This is a genomic window from Herbaspirillum sp. 1173, from assembly GCF_031455335.1.
Taxonomy (GTDB): Bacteria; Pseudomonadota; Gammaproteobacteria; order Burkholderiales; family Burkholderiaceae_D; genus Herbaspirillum; species Herbaspirillum huttiense.
The window spans coordinates 925,518-951,540 of record NZ_JAVDSP010000001.1 but is presented as its reverse complement, the minus strand read 5'-3'; the positions used below and the strand labels follow the sequence as shown (position 1 = coordinate 951,540).

At 63.4% G+C, this 26,023-nt stretch carries 27 protein-coding genes; 15 read left to right on the top strand and 12 right to left on the bottom strand.

From position 1 onward, the window contains the following. Positions 1 to 5: 5 nt before the first annotated feature. Both J2X56_RS04315 and J2X56_RS04310 read left to right on the top strand, forming a co-directional pair. Positions 6 to 1,247, top strand: a complete 1,242-nt coding sequence (locus J2X56_RS04315; protein ID WP_310158439.1) for an MFS transporter — start codon at positions 6 to 8, stop codon at positions 1,245 to 1,247. Positions 1,248 to 1,265: 18 nt separating this feature from the next. Further along, positions 1,266 to 2,270, top strand: coding sequence for a GlxA family transcriptional regulator (locus J2X56_RS04310; protein WP_310158437.1), 1,005 nt, complete (start codon positions 1,266 to 1,268; stop codon positions 2,268 to 2,270). Between the two features lies 1 nt (position 2,271). On the opposite strand, the gene J2X56_RS04305 is transcribed toward J2X56_RS04310, so the two are convergent. The 3 genes from J2X56_RS04305 to J2X56_RS04295 form a co-directional block, all read right to left on the bottom strand. Next, positions 2,272 to 3,582 carry a HipA domain-containing protein gene (locus J2X56_RS04305; RefSeq protein ID WP_121045639.1) on the bottom strand — a complete coding sequence of 437 codons (1,311 nt, stop codon included), beginning with the start codon at positions 3,580 to 3,582 and terminating at the stop codon, positions 2,272 to 2,274. Next, positions 3,576 to 3,872, bottom strand: a complete 297-nt coding sequence (locus J2X56_RS04300; RefSeq protein WP_310158432.1) for a helix-turn-helix transcriptional regulator — start codon at positions 3,870 to 3,872, stop codon at positions 3,576 to 3,578. Before J2X56_RS04300 ends, J2X56_RS04305 begins: the two co-directional genes overlap by 7 nt. Before the next feature lie 178 nt (positions 3,873 to 4,050). After that, on the bottom strand, positions 4,051 to 4,986 hold the full coding sequence (locus tag J2X56_RS04295; protein ID WP_310158430.1) for a LysR family transcriptional regulator: 936 nt from the start codon (positions 4,984 to 4,986) through the stop codon (positions 4,051 to 4,053). 255 nt (positions 4,987 to 5,241) lie between these two features. On the opposite strand from J2X56_RS04295, the gene J2X56_RS04290 reads away from it, so the two are divergent. The 3 genes from J2X56_RS04290 (at position 5,242) to J2X56_RS04280 (ending at position 7,526) form a co-directional block, all read left to right on the top strand. Then, complete coding sequence (locus J2X56_RS04290) at positions 5,242 to 5,637, top strand: DoxX family protein (protein WP_121045636.1); 396 nt, start codon at positions 5,242 to 5,244, stop codon at positions 5,635 to 5,637. Between the two features lie 84 nt (positions 5,638 to 5,721). After that, positions 5,722 to 6,582, top strand: coding sequence for a pirin family protein (locus J2X56_RS04285; protein ID WP_134136477.1), 861 nt, complete (start codon positions 5,722 to 5,724; stop codon positions 6,580 to 6,582). A 65-nt stretch (positions 6,583 to 6,647) separates the two neighbouring features. Beyond that, positions 6,648 to 7,526 carry a pirin family protein gene (locus J2X56_RS04280; protein WP_134136475.1) on the top strand — a complete coding sequence of 293 codons (879 nt, stop codon included), beginning with the start codon at positions 6,648 to 6,650 and terminating at the stop codon, positions 7,524 to 7,526. Positions 7,527 to 7,599: 73 nt separating this feature from the next. Here J2X56_RS04280 and J2X56_RS04275 read toward each other — a convergent pair whose 3' ends face one another. The 3 genes from J2X56_RS04275 to J2X56_RS04265 all read right to left on the bottom strand — a co-directional run bounded on the left by J2X56_RS04275 (position 7,600) and on the right by J2X56_RS04265 (position 9,809). Beyond that, positions 7,600 to 8,967, bottom strand: coding sequence for a HipA domain-containing protein (locus tag J2X56_RS04275; RefSeq protein ID WP_204726478.1), 1,368 nt, complete (start codon positions 8,965 to 8,967; stop codon positions 7,600 to 7,602). 2 nt (positions 8,968 to 8,969) lie between these two features. After that, complete coding sequence (locus J2X56_RS04270; RefSeq protein WP_121045632.1) at positions 8,970 to 9,257, bottom strand: helix-turn-helix transcriptional regulator; 288 nt, start codon at positions 9,255 to 9,257, stop codon at positions 8,970 to 8,972. 276 nt (positions 9,258 to 9,533) lie between these two features. Beyond that, a complete protein-coding gene (locus tag J2X56_RS04265; protein ID WP_227022717.1) occupies positions 9,534 to 9,809 on the bottom strand; it encodes a hypothetical protein in 276 nt (91 codons plus the stop codon). 228 nt (positions 9,810 to 10,037) lie between these two features. Between J2X56_RS04265 and J2X56_RS04260 the strand changes: the two genes are divergently transcribed. Next, positions 10,038 to 11,210, top strand: a complete 1,173-nt coding sequence (locus J2X56_RS04260; protein WP_121045630.1) for a class I SAM-dependent methyltransferase — start codon at positions 10,038 to 10,040, stop codon at positions 11,208 to 11,210. A 32-nt stretch (positions 11,211 to 11,242) separates the two neighbouring features. Continuing rightward, a complete protein-coding gene (locus J2X56_RS04255) occupies positions 11,243 to 11,683 on the top strand; it encodes a hypothetical protein (RefSeq protein WP_121045629.1) in 441 nt (146 codons plus the stop codon). A 23-nt stretch (positions 11,684 to 11,706) separates the two neighbouring features. Here J2X56_RS04255 and J2X56_RS04250 read toward each other — a convergent pair whose 3' ends face one another. Beyond that, positions 11,707 to 13,104 carry a sensor histidine kinase gene (locus J2X56_RS04250; protein ID WP_121045628.1) on the bottom strand — a complete coding sequence of 466 codons (1,398 nt, stop codon included), beginning with the start codon at positions 13,102 to 13,104 and terminating at the stop codon, positions 11,707 to 11,709. Then, a complete protein-coding gene (locus J2X56_RS04245; protein ID WP_134136473.1) occupies positions 13,104 to 13,817 on the bottom strand; it encodes a response regulator transcription factor in 714 nt (237 codons plus the stop codon). The genes J2X56_RS04250 and J2X56_RS04245 overlap by 1 nt, the downstream gene beginning before the upstream one ends. A gap of 180 nt (positions 13,818 to 13,997) precedes the next feature. On the opposite strand from J2X56_RS04245, the gene J2X56_RS04240 reads away from it, so the two are divergent. From J2X56_RS04240 to J2X56_RS04230, 3 genes are all read left to right on the top strand, one after another. Then, positions 13,998 to 14,789, top strand: coding sequence for an ABC transporter ATP-binding protein (locus J2X56_RS04240; RefSeq protein ID WP_121045626.1), 792 nt, complete (start codon positions 13,998 to 14,000; stop codon positions 14,787 to 14,789). 20 nt (positions 14,790 to 14,809) lie between these two features. Continuing rightward, the gene (locus J2X56_RS04235) at positions 14,810 to 15,679 is read left to right on the top strand and encodes an ABC transporter permease (protein ID WP_034335868.1); all 870 of its coding nucleotides are present in this window, start codon (positions 14,810 to 14,812) and stop codon (positions 15,677 to 15,679) included. A gap of 107 nt (positions 15,680 to 15,786) precedes the next feature. Next, on the top strand, positions 15,787 to 16,803 hold the full coding sequence (locus J2X56_RS04230) for an ABC transporter substrate-binding protein (protein ID WP_310158419.1): 1,017 nt from the start codon (positions 15,787 to 15,789) through the stop codon (positions 16,801 to 16,803). A 75-nt stretch (positions 16,804 to 16,878) separates the two neighbouring features. Here J2X56_RS04230 and J2X56_RS04225 read toward each other — a convergent pair whose 3' ends face one another. Then, positions 16,879 to 17,355 (bottom strand): hypothetical protein, encoded by a 477-nt coding sequence (locus J2X56_RS04225; RefSeq protein WP_134136470.1) that lies wholly within the window; start codon positions 17,353 to 17,355, stop codon positions 16,879 to 16,881. Between the two features lie 226 nt (positions 17,356 to 17,581). On the opposite strand from J2X56_RS04225, the gene J2X56_RS04220 reads away from it, so the two are divergent. The 3 genes from J2X56_RS04220 to J2X56_RS04210 all read left to right on the top strand — a co-directional run bounded on the left by J2X56_RS04220 (position 17,582) and on the right by J2X56_RS04210 (position 18,850). After that, positions 17,582 to 18,046, top strand: a complete 465-nt coding sequence (locus J2X56_RS04220; RefSeq protein WP_034335887.1) for a hypothetical protein — start codon at positions 17,582 to 17,584, stop codon at positions 18,044 to 18,046. Further along, positions 18,047 to 18,340, top strand: coding sequence for a type II toxin-antitoxin system RelE/ParE family toxin (locus J2X56_RS04215; RefSeq protein ID WP_083859711.1), 294 nt, complete (start codon positions 18,047 to 18,049; stop codon positions 18,338 to 18,340). It abuts the gene before it with no gap. A 69-nt stretch (positions 18,341 to 18,409) separates the two neighbouring features. Then, complete coding sequence (locus J2X56_RS04210; RefSeq protein ID WP_121045623.1) at positions 18,410 to 18,850, top strand: YkgJ family cysteine cluster protein; 441 nt, start codon at positions 18,410 to 18,412, stop codon at positions 18,848 to 18,850. Positions 18,851 to 18,853: 3 nt separating this feature from the next. Here J2X56_RS04210 and J2X56_RS04205 read toward each other — a convergent pair whose 3' ends face one another. From J2X56_RS04205 to J2X56_RS04195, 3 genes are all read right to left on the bottom strand, one after another. Continuing rightward, the gene (locus J2X56_RS04205) at positions 18,854 to 20,722 is read right to left on the bottom strand and encodes a hypothetical protein (RefSeq protein WP_039787130.1); all 1,869 of its coding nucleotides are present in this window, start codon (positions 20,720 to 20,722) and stop codon (positions 18,854 to 18,856) included. Positions 20,723 to 20,836: 114 nt separating this feature from the next. Next, positions 20,837 to 21,913 carry a hypothetical protein gene (locus J2X56_RS04200; RefSeq protein WP_121045622.1) on the bottom strand — a complete coding sequence of 359 codons (1,077 nt, stop codon included), beginning with the start codon at positions 21,911 to 21,913 and terminating at the stop codon, positions 20,837 to 20,839. Positions 21,914 to 22,030: 117 nt separating this feature from the next. Beyond that, the gene (locus J2X56_RS04195) at positions 22,031 to 23,041 is read right to left on the bottom strand and encodes a helix-turn-helix domain-containing protein (protein WP_121045621.1); all 1,011 of its coding nucleotides are present in this window, start codon (positions 23,039 to 23,041) and stop codon (positions 22,031 to 22,033) included. 198 nt (positions 23,042 to 23,239) lie between these two features. Here J2X56_RS04195 and eat point away from each other — a divergent pair, with 198 nt between their 5' ends. Both eat and J2X56_RS04185 read left to right on the top strand, forming a co-directional pair. Continuing rightward, a complete protein-coding gene (gene eat / locus J2X56_RS04190; protein WP_121045620.1) occupies positions 23,240 to 24,622 on the top strand; it encodes an ethanolamine permease in 1,383 nt (460 codons plus the stop codon). Between the two features lie 55 nt (positions 24,623 to 24,677). Further along, positions 24,678 to 26,000 (top strand): HAD family hydrolase, encoded by a 1,323-nt coding sequence (locus J2X56_RS04185; RefSeq protein WP_121045619.1) that lies wholly within the window; start codon positions 24,678 to 24,680, stop codon positions 25,998 to 26,000. Positions 26,001 to 26,023: the final 23 nt, after the last annotated feature.

Here is a 26,023-nt window from a genome sequence, read left to right as displayed (position 1 = left end):
AATCCATGCGCGCCTCCTTGTCCGCCGATTCCCATGGCGGTAGCCGCAATGCCGCCATCCTGGCTTTGTGCCAGGGCCTGTTCACCTGCGCCATCTCGATCGACCTGACCCTGACCGCGCTGACCGGCTGGCAACTCGCTCCGGACAAGGCGCTGGCAACCTTGCCGTTCGCCCTCATCACGGTCGCCGGTGCCGTGGTGACCTGGTTTGCGGCGTTCTTGATCCAGCGCCTGGGTCGCCGCTGGTCCTTCGTGCTGGGAGCGGCCAGTTGCTGTGTCGGCGGGCTGATCTCGGTGTGGTCGGTCTGGCATGGGCAGTTCTGGTTCTTCTGCGTCGGCACGGCGCTGGTCGGTGTATTTCAGGCGTTTGCGCAGTATTACCGGCTGGCGGCCGCCGATGCGGTCGCCGAAGCGGCCAAGAGCCGTGCCATTTCCACCGTGCTGGCCGGGGGCGTCATCGCGGCCCTGGTCGGCCCGGCCCTGGCGGCCTGGAGCAAGGACTGGTTCCCGGCGGCATTGTTTGCCGGGGCCTATCTGGTGGTGGCGCTCATGGGGCTGTTGTCGGTGCTGGTACTGGTGCTGTTCTATCGGGATCAGGCCGAACCGGCGGCCGTTGCGCAGTCGCAATCTGACCTCGCCCCCGCGCGCCCGCTATCGGCCATTGCACGTACGCCGGTCTTCATGGCCTCGGTTGCCAACAACGTGGCCGGCTCCATGGTGATGATGTTCATCATGACGGCCGCACCCCTGGCGGCGGTGGCCTGCCATCACGGCATTGATGATGGTGCGGCCATCATCCAGTGGCACCTGATGGGCATGTACGCTCCCTCCTTCTTTGCCGGACGCCTGATCCAGCGCTTCGGCCTGGGACCGGTGCTGCTGGCAGGGCTGGGCATGAACCTCGGCTGCGCCGTCATCGCCATGCTCTCGACCACGCTGCCCGCTTTCTACGTTGCCTTGCTGCTGCTGGGCGTGGGCTGGAATTTCATGTTCGTCGGTGGCACTACCTTGCTGGCGCAGTCCTATACCCCATCGGAACGCGCCAAGACCCAGGGGCTGGCCGAGTTGATGCGCTATGCCGCGACGGCGCTGGCCACGCTGGGTGCCGGTCCCTTGCTGGCCCGCTTCGGCTGGGAAACGCTCAATGCGGCCATCCTGCCGGTGCTGCTGGTGTCGGCGCTGGTCACGCTGCGCTGGATGTGGGCCCAGCGTACTGCGCGCACGGCGCTGGTGACGGGCCTGCGCTAACATCGGAGCATGATTCCAATGAACCCCGTCCTTTCCGCGCAGGCCGTACAGGCCCCGCGCAATGTGGTGCTGCTGGCTTATGGCGGCATGAACCTGCTGGATCTTGCCGGCCCGATGCAGGTGCTGGCGACCACCAACCGCCTGCAAGGCCGTGAAGTCTATCGCCTGCATGTGGCCTCGGCAGAGGGCGGCGCGGTGACCACCAGCGCCGGCCTGCCGGTGTTGACGCAAGCGCTGTCTGCGCTGGACGCGCTGCTGTGCGCTGAGGAACTGCACACATTGATTTCGCCCGGCGGCAGCGTGGGGGACAGCTTCCGCATCGATCCCGCCCTGGTCGCGTGGATCCGCGCGGCCGCGCCGCTGGCCCGGCGCGTCTGTTCGGTCTGCACCGGTGCTTTCCACCTCGCCGAGGCGGGCGTGCTGGACGGCTTGCGGGTGACGACGCACTGGGATTCGGCCGAAGATTTGCAGCAGCGTTATCCCGCACTGGACGTGGATGGCGAGCCCATCTACATCCGCCAGGGCCGCATCTGGACCTCGGCGGGCGTCACCGCCGGTATCGACCTGACACTGGCGCTGGTGGAACAGGACCTGGGCCACGCCGCTGCGATTGCGACGGCCCGCCAACTGGTGATGTTCATCAAGCGTCCGGGCGGACAATCGCAATTCAGCACGCCGCTGGCTTCACAGGCCACCGGGGCGGGCCGGTTTGCCGAGCTGCATGCCTGGATCGCCGGCAATCTGGAAGCGGATCTGCGGGTCGAGAACCTGGCCCGCCAGGCCAACATGAGTCCGCGTACCTTCGCGCGGCTGTATGTGGCCGAGACCGGCCGCACGCCGGCGCGCACGGTCGAGCTGATGCGGCTGGAGGCGGCGCGCCGGGCGCTGGAAGAAACCCGGCTGCCGCTCAAGCGCATTGCCAGCCAGTCCGGCTACGGGGAAGAACAGAACCTGCGGCGGGTCTTCCTGCGCCAGCTGGGGGTGAGCCCGGGGCAATACCGCGAGCGCTTCGCGGCCCAGTGATCTACTGCCCCACACCGCGCAGGAAACGTTCCTGGTGGTGTCGGACTCCCTCGCGGATGCGCTCCCAGGTGCGTACAGGGAAGTCGTCCGGCAGTTCGCCTTCGGCCACCGCCAGGGCATGCTCGGCGCCTTGCACCAGCGCCAGCATCGCCTGCCACACCGGTTCACCGCCGTGCTGCAAGGCCAGCTGCCGCCAGTGGCGGGCTTCGATGGTATGGAAGTGGCGATGCGGATTGCGTCCGCGCAGCAGCATGGCAGGACCGGCCTGCCGGGCGCGGAACTGGTTCGGCCCTTTGCCGAAGTAGGGCCACATCGACAGCACGTCATACAGCGGCGTCATCTCGTAACGGCCGCCCGCATGCAGGTGCAGCGAGAAATTCTTGGCGTGGCCGTCGGTGGCCGCCAGCAGGAAGAAGGCCAGTTGCGCCAGCAGGAAATACGTCTTGTCGCCGCCCTGGCTGCTGGCATTGAGCAGGCCCAGGCACTGGTTCAGGCCGGGACCGCCCTGGCTTTCATACTTCATCGTCGGTGGCAGGCCGAAGGCCTGGCAGAAATCCTCCTGCGGCAGACGGGCGATCCAGCCCTCCTTCATCCTGACGCGGTCGAAACGCTCCACCGCCAGCACCGTATGACGCCCGAAATGTTCCACCCGCGCCGGGGCCACCGGCAGACCCATCGCTGCCAGGATGCGGGAGCACAGCCATTCGTTGTAGACCGAGTCGCCCGCATCGACCCGCTGCATCACGCCGCCGATCAGGCCCAGCGGCAGCTTGATGATGTGGGTGGTCGGCGTGGCCCCCAGAGGACGGCACCACTTGCCGCGATGCCAGGTCAGAGCGGTCTTTTCCTGTGCACCTGCGATCGAGATGCGCAGCGCATCTTCCTGTGCGCTGGCCGGGGGGGAAGACAAGGGCAGGGCATACAGCAGTTGTTCGAGCATCGCCTCATCCAGACGCTCGCAGTGGATGCTGCGCCAGCCTTGCGGTTCCTGGTCCGGTGGCAGCAGTTGCAGGGCGCCGACGCAGTCGCGTCCCAGGGCCTGCAAGAGGTCGAAGACTTCGGTGGAGGGCAGGCGATAGCGTTGCCGCAGCCGTTCGCGAATATCGGCGTTGTCCGGGAGCAGGTTGTCGAAATAGTTGCGCACGCTGTCGCCGCGCAGCTCGCCCGAGGCGGTTAGCGGCAGGGACAGCGACAATGGACGGAAATGCGACGAGCGCACCCACGTGGGCGCATAGCGGAAGCGATGCACCTGGCGTTCCACGCTCCAGGTACCGACCAGCTCACCGTTCATCCAGGCATGCAGCATTACCAGGAGCCCTGTTTGCGTGAGGGGATGTAGACAGCTCCATCTTCCCCGACCGCATCGACCGGCTTGTTTACCGCGTGGACATGCAGCTTGAGACCGGCCCCCAGTGTCGACAGGAGCAACAGCATCTGCTCCACGCTCACGGCACCGGGATTGGCTTCTATCTCGGCAATGCGCGCCTGGCTGATGCCGATGCGCTCGCCCAGTTGCGCCTGGGTCATGTGCCGCCGCTTGCGCAAGGCACGCAGATGCTCGCGCAACTGGATGGAGAGGCTGATGGGAAAATCGTTGGCCATGAAGTTTTCCTCAAGACAAGGATGCAGCCGCAACGGTGCGCATGGCGGATGGCCAGGCTGCGCGGCTGTTGAGGAAAATATAGGGTAAGAACGATAAAATTACAATATAAGAAATGTCTTGTTTTTGGTATTTATCGTTTAAATACGATAAACTAACATTATCAGCTTTGGCTTGTAATCATGACTGTGTCGGGTCGTCTGGCGACAGCGCCGTCAATGCAGTCAATGCTGCCAGCGAATCCAGCCACCACGACAGGGCCGGGCCAGCCGGATGGTCCGGTCTGTAAACGCACTGGATCGGCAGTTCCGCTCCTTGCGGCGGATGGTGGATGGTGCTGATGCTGACCAGCCGGCCGCGGTCCAGGTCATTCTTGACCACGTGCAGCGGCATGTTGCCCCAGCCCATGCCGGCACGCAGCAGGGCGTGCTTGGTGCCGAGATCACTCATGCGCCAGGTCAGCCGCGAGTGCACCGAGAAATCCTGACGCGCAGTGAGTTCGCTGCGGTCGGACAGCACCAGCTGGGTTTGCTGCTGCAGGAGCTTTTCGGAAATCCTTCCCTTTACCTTGGCCAGCGGATGGTCCGGTGATACCACCGCCACCAGTTGCACGCTGGGCAGCGTGATGCGCAGCAGGTTGGGCGGCGTGGTCGGCAGTGTCCCCAGGATGCCCAGCATGGAGCGTCCGTCAATGACGCGCTCGGCCACCGCCCCCAGTGCTTCCACCTCCAGTCGTACGGTCACCGCCGGGAAGGCCACGCGAAAGCGCTGCAGGAGGTCCACCAGACAATCGGTAGGAAAAAACACATCCACCGCCAGTGACACTTCAAGTTCCTGCCCGCGCGCATAGGAATTGGCCCGCACCTGCAGCGAATCCACGTGATCCAGCACCTGCCGGGCATCGGCCAGCAGGGCCACGCCGGGGCTGGTCAGCTGTGGCCGGTAGCCGCTGCGGTCGAACAGCAGCACGCCCAACTGATCCTCCAGCGTGGCGATGGCATAGCTGACGGCCGACTGCGCCCGCGACAGCTTGCGCGCGGCGGCCAGGAAGCTGCCGCTGTCGGCCACCTGCACGAAAACCCGCAACTGATCCAGCGACAGACGCTCAATATTCATAAGGCCCTCAAGCTACGATGAAATAAGAAAGTGCCAACTATATCTAAAATTTAGATCATGATTATAAAAAGATAATCAGTTTTAGCCGAAGGCGAACTTGCCTATTCTGTCGTCACTGGCTGCAGCGAATGCATCACCGGGCAGAGCACAGCGCGAGAGCCGGTCAGAGATTGGCGTCAGGCAACAACAAGATTCAAGGCACCACGGCATCACAATTCAAACATCGTCGTTCACCCAACATCAGAGAGGCTTACCATGATTACCAACTTCACCACTTTCCGTATTGGCCGCGTCCTGCTGGCTTCCTTGTTCGTCATTTCGGGCATTTTCAAGATCGTCGGCTTTGCCGGCACGGTCGGCTACTTCGGCAGCCTGGGCCTGCCGGTACCGACTCTGGCCGTGCTGGTCACCATCCTGGTCGAAGTCGGCGGCGGCTTGCTGCTGATGACCGGTCGCGGCGTGCGTCCGGTGTCGCTGGTGATTGCGCTCTTCACCGTCGGCGCAACCCTGTCGGCCCATCATTTCTGGACGCTCGAAGGCGCTGCCGCCCAAGGCCAGATGATTCACTTCCTCAAGAACGTGGCCCTGATCGGTGCACTGTTGCTGGTGTCCTCGATCGACCCGCAAGCCCAGCCGGAAGAAAGCCGTTGAGCCTGATGGCCACCCGTTCCAACCATCGACCATGATTCACCGGCCCGCGCCCACGACGTGCGGGCCTCTACAGGAGAGACAAGCATGAGCACCCCCTACACCCGTCAAATCGAACGCCTGGTCAACGGCATCCCTACCCAGGATGGCGCCGGCGTAAGCCTCACCCGCGTGCTGACCCACGACCTGCAGCGCCGCCTGGACCCGTTCCTGATGCTGGATGCCTTCCACTCGGACGAGCCCAGCGATTACCTGGCGGGTTTCCCCGACCACCCGCATCGCGGCTTCGAAACCGTGACCTACATGCTGGCCGGCCGCATGCGCCACCGCGACAATGCCGGTAACGAAGGCTTGCTGGAACCGGGCGGCATGCAATGGATGACGGCCGGCCGTGGCCTGGTGCACTCGGAGTTGCCGGAACAGGAAAACGGCCTCATGAGCGGCTTCCAGCTGTGGGTGAACCTGGCGGGCAAGGACAAGATGACCGATCCCGGCTATCAGGATATCCCCTCGGCAGGTATCCCCGAGACCGAGCCGCAAGCGGGCGTGAAGGTCCGCGTCTTGGCCGGGACCGCCTTTGGCGTGGCTGGCGCCATCAGCCGCGAGACCACCGAGCCGTTGTATCTGGACCTGAAGCTGGAATCCGGCGTGACGCTGGACCTGCCGATCCCGGCCACGCACAATGCTTTCCTCTACGTGTATGAAGGCAAGCTGGCCGTAGGTGCGGCTGGCAGCGAGACCCGTGCCGCCGAGGCTGGTCGCATGGCCGTGCTGTCCAACGTGGCGGGCGCCGCCGGTGTGACGGTGCGGGCCGAGCAGGCCAGCCGCTTCCTGCTGATTGCCGGCAAGCCCTTGAATGAACCGATTGCCCAGTGGGGCCCGTTCGTGATGAATACCCGCGAACAGGTGGAAGCCGCCATCGACGATTTCCGCGCCGGTCGTTTCTGAACCCTTGATTCATCCGAACCCCAGCGGCGGGCAGCCAAGTGCGCCCGCCGCCACAGGAGAGCACCATGAGCAACATTCTTCACCAGATCCACGGCCTGACTCGCGACATCGGTTTTCCGGTGCGGCGCCTGCTGCCGGCGGCGGCTGCACGCACGGTCGGTCCCTTCGTCTTTTTCGATCATATGGGGCCGGTGGAATTCGATGCCGGCACCACCGAAGGCGATGTCCGTCCGCATCCCCACATCGGCCTGGCCACCGTGACTTACCTGTTTTCGGGGGCCATGATGCACCGGGACAGCCTGGGCGTGGTCCAGCGCATCACCCCGGGGGCGGTCAACTGGATGGCTTCGGGACGCGGCATCGTCCATTCAGAGCGTATCCCCGACGATATCCGCGAGCAGAAGGTGCCGGTGCATGGCCTGCAGATGTGGGTGGCCCTGCCGGTCGAGCAGGAAGACAGCGACCCGCTGTTCCGTCATTACGCCTCGGAGGACATGCCTGAGGCGCAAGTGGGCGGCGCCCGTCTGCACGTGCTGGCGGGTTCGGCTTTCGGCGTGAGCTCGCCGGTGGCCACGGCCAGCCCGACGCTGTATGTGGCGGGCAGCACCACGCAAGGCGCCGAGCTGGAGATTGCCGCCGACGTACAGGAACGCGCGGTCTACGTGGTACGCGGTGACGTGACGCTGGACGGCGAGCGCATGGAGCCGGGCACGCTGGCCATTCTGGCCCCGGGTGCGGCAGTGGCGCTCAAGGCCGTGGGAGAAACGGTGTTCATGATCCTGGGCGGCGCACCGCTGGATGGTCCGCGCTTCGTGTGGTGGAATTTCGTGGCGACCTCGCGCGAGAAGATCGAAGCGGCCAAGCTGGCCTGGAATGGACGTGACAAGAACGTGTTCCCGGATATTCCCGGTGAGACTGAGTGGATTCCGCTGCCGGCGCATTGATACGCCGTGTCCAAAACGAAAACTGTCCGTCACCCCTGCTGCGATGGGCAGTTTTTTTGTCCGATTTGTCCGATCAAAGGTAGGCCGGATTGACGGCCAGGATATCCTTCGCACAGGCCAAGGCTGCTTCGCATTGCGATTGCACGACGCCCGCCACGCGCTGCGTCATGCGCGGGTCTCCTCCCTGCGCCAGCACTTCGTGGCAGATGTCCGGCAATTTTTTCAGGCTGAGCGTAGCCAGCTCCTTGAGCGCATTGACGACCAGCCTCGGTGCAAGGGCGCACTCATGCGCCATCAAGGCCCAGTCGAAAGCACGAATGGTGCGCGGATCAAAATTGTCGCCCACCGCCATCGCCAGTTGGTCGGCCACCTGAGCGTCAATGAGCGCCAATCCCGACACCATGTCATAAGCGGGCGCCAGTACAAGCCGATTGGCATCGCTGAAAAAGCTCAGGTTCTTGGCGTGCGCATCGGTATTGCCGATCAATACCTGGAAGATGAGCCAGCGCAGGAAGGCAAGCTTGGCGGGGCCGGTCGAGTGCATGAGGTCACGGTCGCCAAGCAAACGGAAGAAGCGTTTGAGCGAGGCGCCATCGCGTATCTCCTTGACGTCATCGCCATCCCCAAAGGGCCGTTCGTATTTGAAGTCGACCGGAAGTCCCAAGGCCTGACAGCCGTCTATGCATTGCCGGCGCAAGACTTGCGTGCCGTCGGCCTGCGCTGCTTGCATGTCCCCCCGGGCGTGGACACGATCAAATCGCTCCACCACCAGTACCGGCTCCGGTACGTGCGCCAGTCTCACCCCAGCCGCCCTGACGCCCACCGCGCCTGCCAGCAGCATGCACATCAGTTCGTTGGTGGTCATGCCCGCGAGCTGCCGGCTGACCGGCTCCGGCTTGAGGATGTGGGTGGAGGACTGTTGCAGCGTTTCCGGCAGAAACCACACATCGCCCTGCTGGAGGACGGCCAGTTTGTCCTGATAACCGGCGATGGACAGCCTGACCCGGCCATCCCACACCGTGAAAGGATGCTCCGGCCGGGCCCGGATGCGCTGGGAAAGTTCCTCCGATGACAGTCGCCTGGCTTGTCGCTCGTCCTTGTCGTGGGGCGTAACGGCGTTGGCGGTGAAGACCAGCGCGCCCGCCGACTCGCGGCCGAGTGCATGCAGCAGACCCGCCAGGTTCGACTTGGAAAGATGGTAGGTGGCCACGGCGTCGTCCAGCGCCTTTCCTTCCGGAAGCAGGTTCTGGAAGAAATTGCGCACCTCCATGCTGTGACGTTCCCTGCTTTCTGCTTCGGGACGAATCAGGGGGAGGGCCGGTGACAAGGCATGGCCGGATTGCGTCCAGGCCTCGTCGTAGCGCAAGGAAAACAGGTTCTCATCGGTGTGGTGCCAAAGCTCGCCGACCCGCACTCCACCCATCCAGATGTTGAGGAACATGCTCATCGATGCCACGCCGGGAACAAGCGCGGGAGTTCTTTCTCCGCAGTGTGCCGTTCTTCTGCCGAGACCGAGAAGAACGAAACGCCCAGGCAATCCGCCACATCAAGCATCTTGCCGATGCTGACCGTCGGCTTGCCCGATTCAATGTCACTCAGGGTTTGGATGGACACGTCCGCCAGTGCGCAAACGTCGGCAATTCGCATCCCGGCTGCTTTACGTGCGGCCCGGATGGCAGCGCCGAAACCTGCTGCTTCGTTGATTTTTCCAAAATATTCTGGCTTTGCCATATGCCCTCCGTATTCTGCTATAGAAGAATATCAGGTTTCTCAATGGCTGAATTCACTCAATATTCTATCAAAATAGAATTTTTTATTGCGGTGGAGCGTATTTCGGGAAATCGAGTGACAAATTCTGCTATGGCAGAATATTTTGTACGGATTTTGGAGAATAAGCCATGCAAGATGATCGAATTGCTACCGACCACCTGAAAACAAAACCGCCTGCGGCATTCCAGCGACAGGCGGTTAGTGATCGGCCGTTGCAGCCGTTCATGCGCTGACAAATCAGATCAGCCCGATGATGCGCCCCATCTCGGTGATGTAGGGGCTGTCTTTGAGCACCTGGTTTTCCAGGCTGTCGGCGGCTCGGCGCAGGGAGTGCCAGGTATCGCCGACCTGTCCCGCATGCGGCTGCGGTTCGCTCAGGTGCTGGCGCAGACGGGCGATGTCTTCGCGCAGCTGGTCGGCTTCGGTGCTGCCAGCGGGCAGTTTCTGCAATTCCGCCTCGAACTGGCCGACCATGTCCAGCAGGCGCTGGTGGTCGAACGCTGGGTTTTGCATGGGCTCGCTCATGGATTCTCCTTCGGTGATGGACCGGCTCCATCATAGGCGCATCACGCCCGGGCCGGCAAAAAAAGGCGCCGGGGTTTGCCCGGCATCAAGTTCTTCTGTTTGGGTACGGTTGCCAGACACAAGTTCCGGCAGCGCCGAGTACAGGCCATGCTTTGTTACACTGGCGGCTGTTTTTGCGCGGCGCTTCCTGTGCCGCGCTCGCTGATCCCCTGATTCATGACCTCACACGACGACACTTCCGCTTTCATCACCTGGACCACCGGTGCCACTTCACAGCAACTGCGCTGGCATTCCGAGGCCGGCAATCCGCCCCCCAAGCGCGTCGTCGAGGCGGACGACCAGATGGCCGCCGATGCCGCCTACAAGCTGACCTGCGAGGGAACGGGCCTGCTCTGGCGCGGCGACTTCCAGAATGCGCGCCAACTGCTGCAAGCCCTGGGCCGACGTGTGGACCGCGCCCGCGAGCGCGCCCAGGCCAAGAGCAAATCCAAAGCGGCCACCGCTGAGAGCCCGGCGCAAGCCTTCCATCATCATCGCCAGATGCAGGCGCAGCGCGCGCGCATCCTGGGCATGCTGCTCATTCCCGTCGATCCCGGTTTCGTGGTGCCGCTGCGCCGTGCGCCCGACGTGCAGGCCGCCTGCCGCGAAGCCTATGCGCCCTCGCTGCAGGGCACATCCTTTGCGGTCTCGCTGCGCGAGCTGCAGGGCCTGATCGGTGCGCATGAGTGGCGCAAGAAGGGCGTCGAGATCGGCGCACTGGGTAGCCGCATCCATCCGTGGTATGGCGTCTTCTCGCCGGTGCGTGGCGAGTACGTGGACCTGGTGGCCAAGGCCCCGCTGCCCTCGACCGAACTGGCCTTCGATATCGGCGTGGGCAGCGGCGTGCTCTCGGCCGTGCTGGCCCGGCGCGGCGTGCGCAAGATCATCGCCACCGACATGGACCCGCGCGCGTTGGCCTGCGCACGCGAGAACCTGCAAGGGCTGGGGGTCTTGCCGCAGGTCGAATTGCAGGAGGCCGACCTGTTCCCCTCAGGCCGCGCACCGCTGATCGTCTGCAATCCGCCCTGGCTGCCGGCGCGTCCCAGTTCACCGATTGAACACGCGGTCTACGATCCGGACAGCCGCATGCTGCTGGGCTTCCTGAAGGGACTGTCCGATCACCTGACCCCGCAGGGCGAAGGCTGGCTGATTCTCTCCGACTTCGCCGAACACCTGGGTTTGCGCGCCCCCGGCATGCTGGCCGAGGCGATTGCCCAGGCCGGCTTGGAAGTGGTGGCACGGCACGACATCAAGCCGCGCCACGGCAAGGCAGTCGATCGCGATGATCCGCTGCATGCTGCGCGCAGCAAGGAAACCACCAGCCTGTATCGCCTGCGCGCCCGCGCCTGAACACACCTGATGCCAGCGAGGAGACACCATCCATGAACATGATCCGATGCCTGCCGCTGCTGTTGGGCGTGCTGCTCCTGCCGGCCACGGCCCAGGTCACCACCCGCGATCTGGGCGGCCATTACGGTCCGCAGCAGGGGGTGCCCGTTCCGGTACCGGTCCCTGTCCCGGTGCCGGATGCGCTGAATCGCAACCCGCCACTGAGCGAACCCATCACCACCTCCGGCAACAGCTGCGCCTGCCAGGTAGCCGAGACCAGTGGCAGCGCTTGCATGATCTTCCTGCGCACCAATGCGGCTGACTGGATTGCCCGCAATGCGCCGCAGACGCCGTTGCGCTCGTCGGCCAGCGGACGTTACTACGATGCCTCCTTCGCGCTCGCGGCCAGCGCCTGCGCGGCACGCAAGGTGACACCCGGCAGTGTGAAGGTACATTGGCTGGATCGCCGCAATGCGATCCTGGAATGGAAATAGGGCGCTGATTCGCGCTCAGCGCCTCAGGCCGGCTCCTGCCAGGCCGGGAAATCCAGCAGGACCGCAAAATGCCCGTCGGGCAGGTAAGCAAAGCGCATCTCGCCCGCATGCGCGCGCATGACTTCTTCCACGATGGACAAGCCCAGGCTTGCCCCCATGCGGTTCTCTCCGCGCGGGGCGAAGGGCTTGCGCAATCTCTCCCAATCCTCGGCAGCAATCCCCGGCCCGTCATCGATGAAGCTCAGGCGATGGCGCTGGCCATCGCTGTCCAGCCGTACGTGCAACAGCCCCGGCGCACCGTATTGCAGGGCGTTGTCGAGGATGTTCTTGATGGCCTCGCCCAGCGCAATCGGGTCGCCCTGGATCAGGCAGGGCAGGGGCGGCACATCCAGCGCCAGGTCGTGCGGCGTGCGCGCGCGATTGGACAGCACTTCCGTCATCTGCGAGCGCACCAGGTCGGCCAGATCGATGCGTTCCTGCAGGCGGCTGTCATTGCGATGCTGGACCATGGCGTGATTGATGAGCTGGTTCACCAGCGCGCCCAGGTGGCGCGTGCGCTCGCGCAGCAGCGCCAAGTGGCGTTGGCGCTTCTCCTCGCTGGGCTCGGTGGCCAGCAGTTCCATCTGCGCCACCAGGGCGGTGACGGGCGTACGCAATTGATGCGCGGCATCGCCGATCACGCGGCGCATGGTGGCGCGGTGGACCACCAGCCTCTCCATGAAGGCATTGATGGCCGACACCAGCGCATGCGTCTCGGCAGGCACGGTTAACGACAGGGGTGAAAGATCGTTCAGGTCCCGTTCACGGATGGCCGCCTCGATGCGCTTGAGCGGTGCCAGTGCCTGGTACAGGGTGAACATCGCTGCCAAAATCGTCAGGGCGCTCATGGCCACGATCACCACCAGCGCCTTGCCGCCCAGGCTTTGCGCAAAGGACATGCGCGCGTTGTTGGTCTGTGCCAGCACGATCACGGCCCAAGGATGGGCGCTGTCGACCGGCATGCGCCGCCCGATGATGGCCATGCGCACCGGCGTGCCCAGATAATCGCCGTCGCGCAACAGCGGGCCTTGTTCCAGCTCGTTCCAGGGAATCTCCGGACGGAATTCGGCATCGCCTGCGATCACCCGGCCACGCGGATCGAAGACCGCATAGATCGCATGGTCCCCGGTGCCCAGCATCGACAGCGCCGCCAGCGGCACATCGACATTGACCTCGCCATGGTCGTACCAGGTGTTCTCGGCGATCTGCAAGGCACTGCCGGCCAGGATGCGGTCATAGGCCTGGCGCGCGGCCAGCTGGGTCGAGATCCAGATGGCGATGAGCAGCACGGCGGCGCTCACCAGCAGCACCGCGCCTACGCGCACCACCAGCCGCGTGTAGAGCGAGCGTCCGGCGACGACGTGCGGCGAACGGCCCAGCATCAGTGCAGGGCAGCGGCAGGAGTGGACGCGGAAGCTTCACCGGCGGCCGGGGCGTGCAACACCAGCTGATAACCGAGGCCGCGCAGGGTGCGGATTTCGAAGGCGGCAGCGGCCAGTTTCTTTCGCAGGCGCGCCACGTATTGCTCGACCGTGTTGGCGTTGGGCGTGTCGTCGACCGTGAAGAGGCGATCCATCAACTCATCCTTGTTGAAGATGCGCCCCGGCCTTGCCGCAATGATTTCCAGCAGCGTCACCTCGCGCCGGGTCAGCTCGATGGGCTGGCCGTCCAGCGTGGCGGTGCGGCTCTTGCGGTCGATGCACAGGTTGGCACAGTGCAGCAGGTTGGTCGATTCGCCGCCGCTCCGGCGCAGGAGCACGCGGATGCGCGCCTCCAGTTCGCGGAAGTCGAAGGGCTTGACCAGGTAATCGTCCGCGCCCAGGTCGAGTGCGCGCACGCGCTCTTCGATCTCGCCGCAGGCGGTGAGCATGAGCACCGGCGTGTGCTGACCGCGCGCGCGCAATTGCTCCAGCAGGGCGAAGCCATCGGTCTGCGGCAGCATCACGTCCAGGATCAGCAGGTCGAAGGCCTCGCCCAGGCGGCGCGCGGCGTGGCCGCCGTGGCTTTCCCATTCGACCGTGTGGCCGATGCGGGCCAGGTGGGAAACGATGGCCTCGGCCACGTCGGCAGTGTCTTCGACCAGCAGGATGCGCATGGGATCTCCAGTGTTGTTTTTCGATGCCGCAGCTGTTGGACGCTGCTTGGGCAGGTCGTCATTGTATGTCCGAACCGCTCACGAAAAGAAGACGTCAGGATTTAGTCAGATTCGTTACAGCTTGGCGGCCTAGCATCCGTTCCAGCATCAATAATTCTTATAAATCATTTGGAGACTGGCATGAGCGACCCTGCCCAAGCTGCGGCTATCCTCGACCCATCGCGTCCGCTGTTGGAAATCGACCGCGTCACCCTGCAATACAAAACCACCGATTCACTGGTCACCGCTACCCAGAACGTCAGTTTCAACGTCCATCCGGGCGACCGCTACATCCTGCTGGGCCCCTCTGGCTGCGGCAAGTCCACGCTGCTGAAGGCCATCGGCGGCTACCTGCAGCCGACCTCGGGGGCGATCCGTCTCAAGGGCCGGGAAGTGCATGAGCCCGGTCCGGACCGCATGATGGTGTTCCAGGAATTCGACCAGCTGCTGCCCTGGAAGACGGTGCGCCAGAACGTGGAGTTCGCGCTGCACGCCAGTGGCCGCCTGCAAGGCAAGGCTGCCGCCGAGCGCGCCGAGTACTACATCGGCAAGGTCGGCCTGGCCAAGTTCATCGACAGCTATCCGCACATGCTCTCCGGCGGCATGAAGCAGCGCGTCTCGATTGCCCGTGGCATGGCCATGGAGCCGGACGTGCTGCTGATGGACGAACCCTTCGCCGCGCTGGATGCACTGACCCGCCGCAAGATGCAGGATGAACTGCTGCGCCTGTGGGACGACACCCAGTTCACGGTGCTCTTCGTGACGCACTCGATCGAAGAAGCGATCCGCGTGGGCACCCGCATCCTGCTGCTGACACCGCACCCGGGCCAGGTCCGCGCCGAACTCAACAGCATCGATCCCGGCAAGCTGGGCACCGCTGCCCAGGCCGAACTGGAAACCCGCATCAACGACATGCTGTTCGCCCATCACTGAGCCGCGCCGGAGACTTCATCATGCAAACCAATCTGCCCTTCGTCCGCCCGGAAATCCTGGTGGACCCCAATCCCCATGCCACTGCCGAAGTGCAGCGGCCGCTGTCGGCCTTCGAGTCCCTGTACCGCATGGGCTGGCTGCGCAAGACCGTGATCCTGCTGGTGCTGGCCCTGATCTGGGAAGTCTACGGCCGCTGGCTGGACAATGCCTTGCTCTTCCCCAGCTTCAGCGAGACGGTGCAAGCCTTCCTCTCCGGCATCGGCAGCGGCGTGCTGCTGCAGCGCGCGGCGGTATCGATGCAGACGCTGCTGGTCGGCTATGGCCTGGGCATCCTGCTGGCCGGGCTGCTGACGACGGTGGCCATCAGCTCGCGCATCGGCAATGACCTGCTGGAGACGCTGACCTCGATGTTCAATCCGCTGCCGGCCATTGCGCTGCTGCCGCTGGCGCTGATCTGGTTCGGTCTCGGTACCGGCAGCATCATCTTCGTGCTGGTGCACTCGGTGCTGTGGGCGGTGGCGCTCAATACCCATGGCGGCTTCCGGGCGGTGTCCAACACGCTGCGCATGGTCGGCCAGAACTATGGATTGCGCCGCTTCTCGCTGGTGAAATCGATCCTGATCCCGGCCGCTTTCCCCAGCATCCTGACCGGCCTCAAGGTGGGCTGGGCCTTCGCCTGGCGTACGCTGATCGCAGCCGAGCTGGTCTTTGGCGTGTCCTCGGGGGCGGGCGGCCTGGGCTGGTACATCTTCGAAAACCGCAACCAGCTGGAAACGGCCAATGTCTTCTCGGGCCTGTTCTTCGTGATCATCATCGGCCTGGTGGTGGAGAACCTGATCTTCGCCCAGATCGAGAAGCGCACCATCCGCCGCTGGGGCATGCAGCACTGAGCTGCCGGGCTGCGGACCTTGCCTCCATACAAGGTCCGCGCAAGCCGTACATCAACACGCAACGATCCATACAAGACCGATAAACTGACGACCTTCAGGAGACAAGCATGCAACGACGTACCTTCACCAGCCTCATGATCGCCAGCGCCCTGGCGCTGTCCGCCGTATCCGGCACGGCCCGCGCCGAAGCGCAGGAAGTGCGCATCTCGCACGGCTATGGCCTGCTGTACCTGCCGCTGATGGTGATCCGCGACCAGAACCTGGTGGAAAAGCACGCCAAGGCCATGGGCCTGGGCGAGGTCAAGACCAAGTGGGTGCTGCTCGACGGCGGCAACGTCATCAATGACGCCATGCTGGCCGGCAACCTCGACATCGCCGGCACCGGCGCACCGGGCTTCGTGACGCTGTGGTCCAAGGCGCATGGCATTCCGCGTTCGGAAGTGGTGGGACTGGGCGCACTGTCGACGTCGCCGCTCTGGCTCAACACCAACAACCCCAACGTCAAGTCGCTGAAAGACTTTACGCCCAAGGACAAGATCGCCATTCCCGGCATCAAGACTTCGCTGTCGGCGGTGCTGTTGCAGATGGCGGCCGCCAAGACCTTCGGCATCGAGAACTACGCGAAGCTGGATCCGCTGACGGTGAGCCTGTCGCACCCGGAAGCGATGGCTTCGCTGGTCTCGGGCAAGACCGAGATCACGGCGCACTTCACCTCGCCGCCATTCTCCTATCAGGAAGCCAAGGCGCCGGGCATCACCCGTGTGTTGAATTCCACCGACGTGCTGGGCCACATCACCATTGACGTGGTCTTTGCACTGAAGTCCTTCACCGACAAGAATCCCAAACTGACCCAGGCTTTCATGGCCGCGCAGGAAGAGGCCAACGCCTACATCGCCAAGAACCGCAAGGGCGCAGCCGAGATCTTCCTGCGCGTCTCCAAGCTGAAGCTGCCGCAGGAAGAAGTGGAGCAGATGCTGGCGGACCCGGGCACCGAGTTCACGAGCACCCCGGTGGACATCATGCAATACGTGATCTTCATGGGCAAGGCCGGCACCATCAAGACCAAGCCGGCGGTGTGGCATGAGATGTTCGTGCCGGTGTTCAAGGAGCGCAAGGGTGGCTGATTCGACGCGGCAACCCCGGACAGGGGTGTATTTCGTATGGTGTGTGGCGATCGCCGCTGCAACGTAGTTGCGAGCTCAGGCGCGCAAATGCTTCAATCGATACCTCATCGTGGTCATCAACACGAGGCAGAAAAAAGCCATGCCGAACGCCAGTTTGGCACTGGCGACGTTTTCTGCCCGCGTGTCTCGTGAGTGGATGACGAAGACCTCACGACCTTCCAGGAACACCCGCACCAAGTCATTCCCACATACCTGCGACTGGACATGCATGCCGTTGCGGGCGTTTTCCAAGGCGTTCCATGCACCCCCATGGCCGTGGCGGAGTGGCCAGGAAAGTGCGTATTGATGCGTGCCATCCAGCAGGAAATCCGAGTTGGCCGTTTTCTTGAGAATGCCTGTTCTCGTGGCGAACTTGCATGGAAGTCCGATTGGCTTTTCGAAGTACGAATAGCTTCCCATGACGATAAAGATGATCGTAAAACACAGACTCATCCAGAGAATGGAGTGCGTCTTCTGAATAGCAGAGAGCGGGTCTTTGGCTTTGGCTGCCATGTGGAAATCCGATTCAGATCCTTGGACGTTGAGCTCATCACAATAAGGCGAACCCGTCGTGTTTCGCCAGGATAGATTGTCGGTCCGATGTGTGCAGTGGTGCGCGCTGCCGATTATCGCAGAGATGGTAAGGCAACTTATGCAAGTTCAGTCTTGAAAAATTCGCACGTTTTATGTTAAACTTGCAGACAATTAATCATTATTGGTCTCGCGCCGAGGTGTCATCATGCAAAGCTGGACTCTTGAGCAATTGCGTACTGCAACGGAGGCGGGCGGAGTTTCTGCCGTCAGGTTGCAGGCCGAAGGCGGCGGGTTCTACGTCCGGATTACGACCAAGAACAATGCGGAAGCCGTACTTTCGCATGCGCGCAGCGATGAACCGCGTACGTTTCCCAATCCGCTTCCTGCCATTACCTTGTTGCGCAAGCTTGGCCTGATGGTAGGCACATTTGATATTTCCAACTGGAATCCCGAGCTCAAGCCGTTGGCGCGTACACGGCCCGATCGCGCCGCAGCCATGAAGAACGCCAATGAAGCCGTCGAACATGATCGCTGGTTCCGCGCTCAAGTGGAACAGGGATTGGCCGAAGCCGATGATCCCGCGACCCAATGGATAAGCCAGGAGCAAGCGCAGGCAAGTTGGTCCGAAAAACGGGCCAATTTGTTGAGGCAGGTGAAGAGGGGGAAGTGATTGATTTTACGTTGGCTTCCCAGGGCGTTTCTTGACCGCGATGCTTTGATCGATTACATCGCTCAACATAATCTCAGCGCTGCGATTGATCAGGGCGACAAGATTGAAGATCAACTTCTTCATCTTCTTGCGCATCCGCTTCTGGGGCGAGCCGGACGCATAAACGGTACCCGCGAGTTGGTCATCAGTGGCACTCCCTTCATTGCTGTTTATCGTTATCGGCCACGTCAACGTGTGATCGAAGTCATTCGTCTTCTTCATGGCGCGCAGCAGTGGCCGCCTGAGGACGACTGAAAGCAGTCGCGTCTTCGCCTGCCGGCGCATGTCATTTGAATATGCCCGACATTTTGCTTACGTTTCTTCATGCCGAAAAACACCGCCCTCCACTGGATCGTCGATGAAGACCGTCTCTTCACCGACATGGCCGATTCACCCGACAATCCTTGCACTGCCTGTGGTGGCTGCTGCGCGCATTTCCGGGTGTCGTTCTATTGCGGCGAACTCAGCGATGGATTGGGCGGGGTGGTGCCGGTGGAACTCACCAGCAAGGTCAACGACACGCTGGCCTGCATGAAAGGCACGGAAAACGGCCATGGCCGCTGCATCGCGCTGGTCGGGGAGCTGGGCAAGCCGGGCGTGGGATGCCGCATCTACCCGCAGCGGCCCAGCACCTGCCGTGAATTCTCTCCCTGGGAGCCCGACGGGCAACCCAATCCCGCCTGCCAGCAACGACGCGCAGCCCTGAACCTTCCCGCGCTGGCTGCCTTGCCGCCGGAGCAGGCGGCACCCCTCGCCACCGCCTGAGGCTCAGTCGCCCGCTGCCTCGCCGCACAGTGCGGCCAGCGCATCGCCCAGCGATTCGGGCCGTCCCTCGAACAGTCTTTGCAGCGCTTGCGGATCGGCCAGCAACGCATACAGCGCACTGCGCGCAGCATAGTCGGTCGCCATGCGGACTGCCGCCAGGATGTAGTCGTCCAGCGTGGCGGCAATGGTCCAGTCGGGCAGTCCGATACGGCGGAACAACCCCTCATCGATGTGTTCGAAAACCTCCGGCCCGGTCTTGCAGACGCCCGGCAGTCCTACCGTGAAGGCATCAATGATCCCATTCGTATTGCCGAAGGGCAGGGGCGACAGGAACATGTCGCACTGGTTGAAGAGCGACAGGTACTGCTGGTAAGGCTGGTGCGGATAGACCTGCGCGCTCGGAACGTAGCGCAGGATCAGCCGTTGCAGCTGCGGATAGAGCAGCCCTTGTGCCTGCCCCACCAGGAAATGCAGCCGCACCTCCCGCGCCGCGCCGTCCGGCACTTGCGCCGACAATTCCACGATGCGCTGGCAGGCCATCAGGAAGCGCGGATTCAGTTTCATGGTGGTGGCGGCCACAGCCACGTTCACCACCGGCTGATTGCGCCGCTGCAATTGCGGCACGATGAAGGGCACGGCCGAGGGCCGGTAGGGTTGTCCGTCGGCAGGCAGGCGCAGCAGTTGCTCGCTGAAGCAGGCCGGGTCGCCGATGAAATCCTCTTCCACGCTGATGTAGTCGATGCGCGGCGAGCAGGTGGTCGCCGGATGCCCGAGCGCCGCCACCTGCAAGGGCGCCACGCGCAGATTGGCGGCGAACATGGTGATGGGGAACATGCCCACGCTGGGCATGTAGAACACCCGCGGCCGGCGCGCCGTGGCAATCTCGCGCAGCGTCTGCAGGCTGGCCATCAGATTGCCCGGCTGCGCCAGCGTGATGAATTCATCGAAGACGGCACGGCCCAGTTCGTCGGTATTGGCCGCGTAGCCCAGGGCCACCACGTGGAAATGACGGCGCGCCGCTTCCAGGGTCTTGGAGTGGGTGCGATAGATCGAATGCCCGCCCGAAAACCATTCCAGCAAGACCAGCATCACCGGCTTGCCATTGACGCGTGCATCGCCGGTCTGCGAAAGGTCGTCCAGCCCTTCGGCATCCAGCTTCCTGCGCAGCAGCTGGTTGATTGCGCCCTTGATGCGATGGCGCTGCGGCAGGTCGGCGTAGCTGCAGTGCATGTAGACATCATGCAGGACGGCCACTGGCAGCCCGTCCAGCGATTCCAGCTCGGGCAGCCGGTCAGGCAGCCACTGCAGCAGCGCTTCACGCTTGGAGTGCGCCGCCGGCGTACCGAGAAAACGCGGTGACATCAGCGCCAGGAAGAGGGCGGCGGCCAGCGGCTTGTTTTGCGCCCACAGGGCTTCCACATCCAGTGCCAACTCCGACTCGGGCGAATACAGCAGACAGAATTTCACCAGGTCCAGCGGCTTGACCTCGAACACCTGGGCCTGTGGCCCGCCGAAGTTGAGCGAGCGCAGGATGTGGTCGGCATTGATGAAGTGGCTGGCACCGAAGAGGGCCGCCAGCCAGCGCTGGAAGTGGATCAGTTGACCGAAGCCATTGGGGCTCAGGTGAAAGCCGGGATCCGACAGCAGGGCCGAGATGGCACCGGTGATGCGGGTCAGCGTGTGCTGTTCCAGTTCTGCCTGGGTTACGGCCGGGGAGACCTGCAGCGAAAACTTGCCGGCCAGCTGGCCATACTGGCGGTCAATCAGTTGCAGCAGGCGCACCAGTTCCCGTGCCGCAGGTTCCTGCTGGCGCGCGTAACAGAGGTACTCGAAGTTTTCCAGGGAGAAAATGTCGTCTTGGCTGGCCGTCATTGTGTTCTCGTTGTCGGGCTTGGGCTGCCGGCATTGTGCCGTCTCTCCGGGTTCACTGCCAGTGCTTTGGAGCCTGTTCACATGCAATCTGCGAGAGGCGTTGCCCCAAGACGGCTAGTGCTGAGCCGGAGGCTCCTGCGCGGGCTGTGCAAAGATCAGGCGCGGCGCCAGCGGAGAACGATACAAGCGCGGCGCCCCGTGGGCCGCGTCCGGAATCACCTGCTGCGGATGGTGTATCGGGATCTGCCATTGCCCGGCCAGAAACTGTTCATAGTCCCGGTACGCCAGTTGCCGCGCCAGCCGCGTCGGTCCCTGCAGCGCGGCGCCGCAGGAGCGGTCGAGGAAGCGATGCTGCGGATCGACATCGCGCCCGCCCACCAGATAGCGCACGTCACGAGCCGCATAGCGCGCCCATAGCTGGCGCGCCTCCAGATGCTGCTGCATCAGGTAAGCGGGAGGCTCGACGAGACCGTAACGGTAGTGGTCGTATTGCGGGCAGGACGCCGCTGCCGGTACCGCGAATGCGCCTGCCTGCGGACGTTCCGGGCTTACGTAGAGATAGGACGAAGGACTGGAAATGATGTAGCGCACCTGGATCCCGGCGGATTGCAAGGTCTCCGCGACCGGATTGAGCAAGGCGTAGCGCTGCATCAGCTGGGCCCCGGCGGAATGGCCGATCAGGACGATCTCGCGCAGGTCGGGAAAGCGCCGCGGTTCTGCCAGCCAGCGCACCAGGTCATCCAGTGCCGCGAAGCTGCTGATCCCCGTGACGCCTCGAATGGAGGCTGCTCCTTGCATCCAGCCGTTGCCGGCCCAGATCGGCATGCCCGGCAAGAGACCGGCATCCTTGCGGGCCATGAAGTTGGGTGCCAGCAGCAGTGTATTGCCTGAAGTCAACGCTGCCTGCTGCAGCAGGTGTTGACCGAGGGCAAAGTAGTCAACCGCATTGCGCTTGACCCCGTGCACGATGATGACGGCGCGCTCGACATGGCTGGGGAGATCGTTCAGATCGGCGTTGGCATAGACGGCCATGGTGTAGGGCGTGCTGCCCAGCGAGAGCGCCTGACGCGCCTGCTCAGGGGCGGGCGGGGAGGACGATGAGGACTCGGCTGCTGCTGGCAACGCCCACAAGGCGGCGATGAGCAGGGCAGAAAATCGGACTGAGCGGACCAGGGGGGCTAAGCGGACCATCGGCGTACCATAGGTTCAAGTGCAGGCTTGCATGCGAATGCATATGTGCAGAATATACCTCGTTGCGGCATGGCCGGTCGTGCATGCCTCTCGTTTCATCGTACCGGCGGGCGGCGATCAGTGCCGGGTCCGTGCCTGCAGCATGGCCGACGGCGTCTGTCCGAACAGCTTCTTGTAGTCGCAGGAGAACTGGCTGAAATTGGCAAAGCCCCAGGCGGCCGCGATGTCGCCGATGCTGCCCACCGCCTGGCTGCCATCACCTTCGCACAGGGCGCGGCGCACGCCGTTCAGGCGCAGCGACCGCAGATAGCTCATGGGACTGATGCCCAGTACATCCTCAAAGCAGTATTGCAGCGTACGGCGGCTGACATGGACCGCTTCGCACAGCATGGGCACGGTCACCGGACTGTCCTGATGCGCCATGGCGAACTCGCGCGCATCGTTGACGATGCGGCGGCGGCGCAGGAAGCTGGCCCCCGCTTCAGCCTCGATCTCGCCTTCATCGAGCATCGCCAGCAGCGCCACCAGCACCGCTTCCTGGCGCAGCTGCAGGGCGGCGTGCGCTTGCGCACCGCTGGCCTGTCCGGCCAGGGTCAGCAGGGCAGCGATCTGCTGGCGGCACTCCTCCAGCCCCTGGTGATCGACTTTCAGCAACTCTGCCTGGCCCAGACGCTTCCAGTCCAGTGAGGCCATGCAGCCCAGGCGTGCCGCGCTGGACTGCAGAGCATCGCGCTGGACCACGATGCCATAGATCTCGTGTGCATCCGGCGTGACCAGTTCGAATTCGCAGGCGCCGGGCCGCGTCATCACCACATCCTCGCCGACCTGGCGGCCGTTGATGCGCATGCCACTGGTGCGCACCTCGATGCCGAACCAGAAGGCGTCCGGCCACACCTGGCAGGACTGCCGTACCGCGCGGCTGCTGGCCTCGCGGAAGATCTGCAGGCCGCTGCTCTGCCATTCCTGCAGCACGCCTTCGAAAGCGCCGCAGGTGATCTGGTCGTAGCGTTGCTCCCAATCGGTCAGGTTGTGCGCATGCTCATCCACGTCGCGCGCGATGGCGGTGCGCAATGCCCGCTGGCTGTGCGTGGCAGGTGTGTCAGCTTGGGACAGTGCGAGAGTGGGCATGGACAGGCTCCTTGATCGACGGGGGGCGGGCAAGCCGCGCAGTTTTGCCGAATTTCGATAACGCCGCTGAAATCGCCGTTGCTATATTGCGTCGGCAGGGCAGCGCATTGCGCGAAATCAAGCAAGCGCCATGCCCGCCCGTCCTTTCACAGGGGCCGCCATGCAGCGGCTCCGCCTTCGCGCCAAAGGGAGAATCCGATGAATGCAAGCTCTTCAGGGCAGGGGCATACGCTCAAGCCCGTCCTGTCCACCCTGCAGCTCTGGGCCATTGCGGTCGGGCTGGTGATTTCCGGCGAATACTTCGGCTGGAGCTATGGCTGGGCCAGTGCCGGGACGCTGGGCTTCACCGTCACGGCGCTGTTCATCGCGGCCATGTATGCCACCTTCATCTTCAGCTTCACTGAACTCACCACCTCGATTCCCCATGCGGGCGGGCCGTTTGCGTACAGCAAGCGCGCCTTCGGGCCGGTCGGCGGCTATCTGGCCGGGGCCGCCACGCTGATTGAATTCGTCTTTGCGCCACCGGCCATCGCACTGGCCATCGGCGCCTACCTGAATGTGCAGTTCCCCAATATCGATCCCAAGCTGGCGGCACTGGGGGCGTATCTCGTGTTCATGACGCTCAACATCGTCGGCGTGCAGATCGCGGCGACCTTTGAATTGTTCGTCACGCTGCTGGCGATCTTCGAGCTGCTGGTGTTCATGGGCGTGGTGGCACCGGGCTTCTCGCTGGCCAATTTCACCAAGGGCGGCTGGTCCGGCAGTGATGGCTTCAGCATGGCGGCAGTGCCTGGCATGTTCGCGGCGATTCCGTTTGCGATCTGGTTCTTCCTGGCCATCGAAGGCGTGGCCATGGCGGCCGAAGAGGCCAAGGACCCCAAGCGTTCCATTCCCATCGCCTACATCACCGGCATCCTCACGCTGGTGGTGCTGGCCATTGGGGTGATGCTCTTTGCTGGCGGTGCGGGCGACTGGACCAAGCTGGCCAACATCAACGACCCGCTGCCGCAGGCCATGAAGCTGATCGTCGGCGACAACAGCAACTGGCTGCACATGCTGGTGTGGCTGGGCCTGTTCGGGCTGGTGGCGTCCTTCCACGGCATCATCCTGGGCTACTCGCGCCAGATCTTTGCGCTGGCCCGCGAAGGCTACCTGCCGGCGTATTTCGCCCGCGTCCATCCGCGTTTCAAGACGCCGCACCGCGCCATCCTGGCCGGCGGGGTGGTGGGGATCGCCGCCATCTACAGCGATGAACTCATCAAGATCGGCGGCCAGACGCTCACGGCCAACATCGTCACCATGTCGGTATTCGGCGCCATCCTGATGTACATCCTGTCGATGCTCTCGCTGTTCCGCCTGCGCCGCGCCGAGGCCGGCCTGGAGCGGCCTTTCCGGGCACCGCTGTATCCGTACTTCCCGGCCTTCGCGCTCTTCGGTGCGCTGGTGTGCATGGCCACCATGATCTATTACAACCCGCTGATCTTCGGCATCTTCGTCGCCTTGCTGGCACTGGGCTATGCCTGGTTCCTGGCGACGGCACGCCAGCGTGCGGAAGGGGCGGCGGCGGTTGCAGAATTCTGAACGATATAAAACTTTTATACCGATAACTCCATACCGATCATTCGACAGGGCCATCATGAACAACAATCACAAACCGACGACCGACACCGCCGCACCCGCTCTCAAGCGCCGTGGCTTCCTGGGCGGCCTGCTGGCGGCTGCGGCCGGTGGCGCACTGGCCACCATCGCCACGCCCGGCCAGGCGGCCGCCCGCGCTGAAGTCGCGCTGGACCGTGCCAAATGGGCGGCCCGCAATCACGAGATGGTGGCGCAGATGATCGCCGAGCATGGCAAGCTGTCATCCGGTTACCAGAGCGGCAAGCGGCCCTATGCCGTGTTCGACTGGGACAACACCAGCATCATGAATGACTGCGAAGAAGCGCTGTTGATGTACCAGATCAATACGCTGTCTTTCAAGCTGACACCAAACGAGTTCGCGGCCATCACCCGTCAGAATGTGCCGCCGGGTCCGTTCAGCAAGGACTTCAAGAATGCGGCAGGCAACATCGTGGATCTGGAAGCGATCTGCGCTGACCTCGATGCGGATTATGCGTTCCTGTACGCCAACTACAAGGGCATGGCCGGTAGCAAGAGCCTGGAAGAAATCACCGCCACGCCGGAGTTCCAGGACTTCCGTACCAAGCTCTACTACCTCTATGAAGCCGTCAACGATACCCATGGCGTAGCCGTCGGTTATCCGTGGGTGATCTACTTCTTCGCCAACATGAGCGTGGCCGAAGTGAGCGCGCTGGCCGAAGCCTCCAACGATGCTGCGCTGGGCGCGGCGCTGACCAAGGTCAAGTACACCAGCCCGGCCGATCGTGCGGGCAAGGCGGGCGTGGTGAGCGTGTCGCACTTCCATGGCATCCGCCTGTGCACCGAAATCGCCACCTTGATGGACAGCCTGCGCCGCAATGGCATCGACGTCTATGTCTGTACCGCCTCGCTGGAAGATGTGGTGGCCGTGTTTGCGACGCACCCCAAGTATGGCTACCACGTTACCCGTGAGAACGTCATCGGCCTGCGCCTGGAGCGCAACGGGCAGAGCTTCCGCAATGCCTATCTGAAGGAGTGGCCGCTGACCTGGGGGCCGGGCAAGACGGTCGCCATCAAGCAGGTGCTGGTGGCGCAAAAGGGGTATGGTCCGCTGTTCGTGGCGGGCGACAGCGATGGCGATTACGATATGCTGCGTGACTTCCCCGAGACCCGTTACGGCCTCATCGTCAATCGCATGAAGAACGGCAAGATCGGTGAGCTGTCCAAACTCGCGGCTGACCAGATCAGTGCCGCCAAGCCGCGCTTCCTGCTGCAGGGACGCCAGGAGTCGACCGGCAACTGGCTGCCGGCCGAAACCAGCATCAAATACGGCAAGACCGCACCGCAACTGCTGACCAGCTGATCGCGCCGTTGCGGGGCATGACG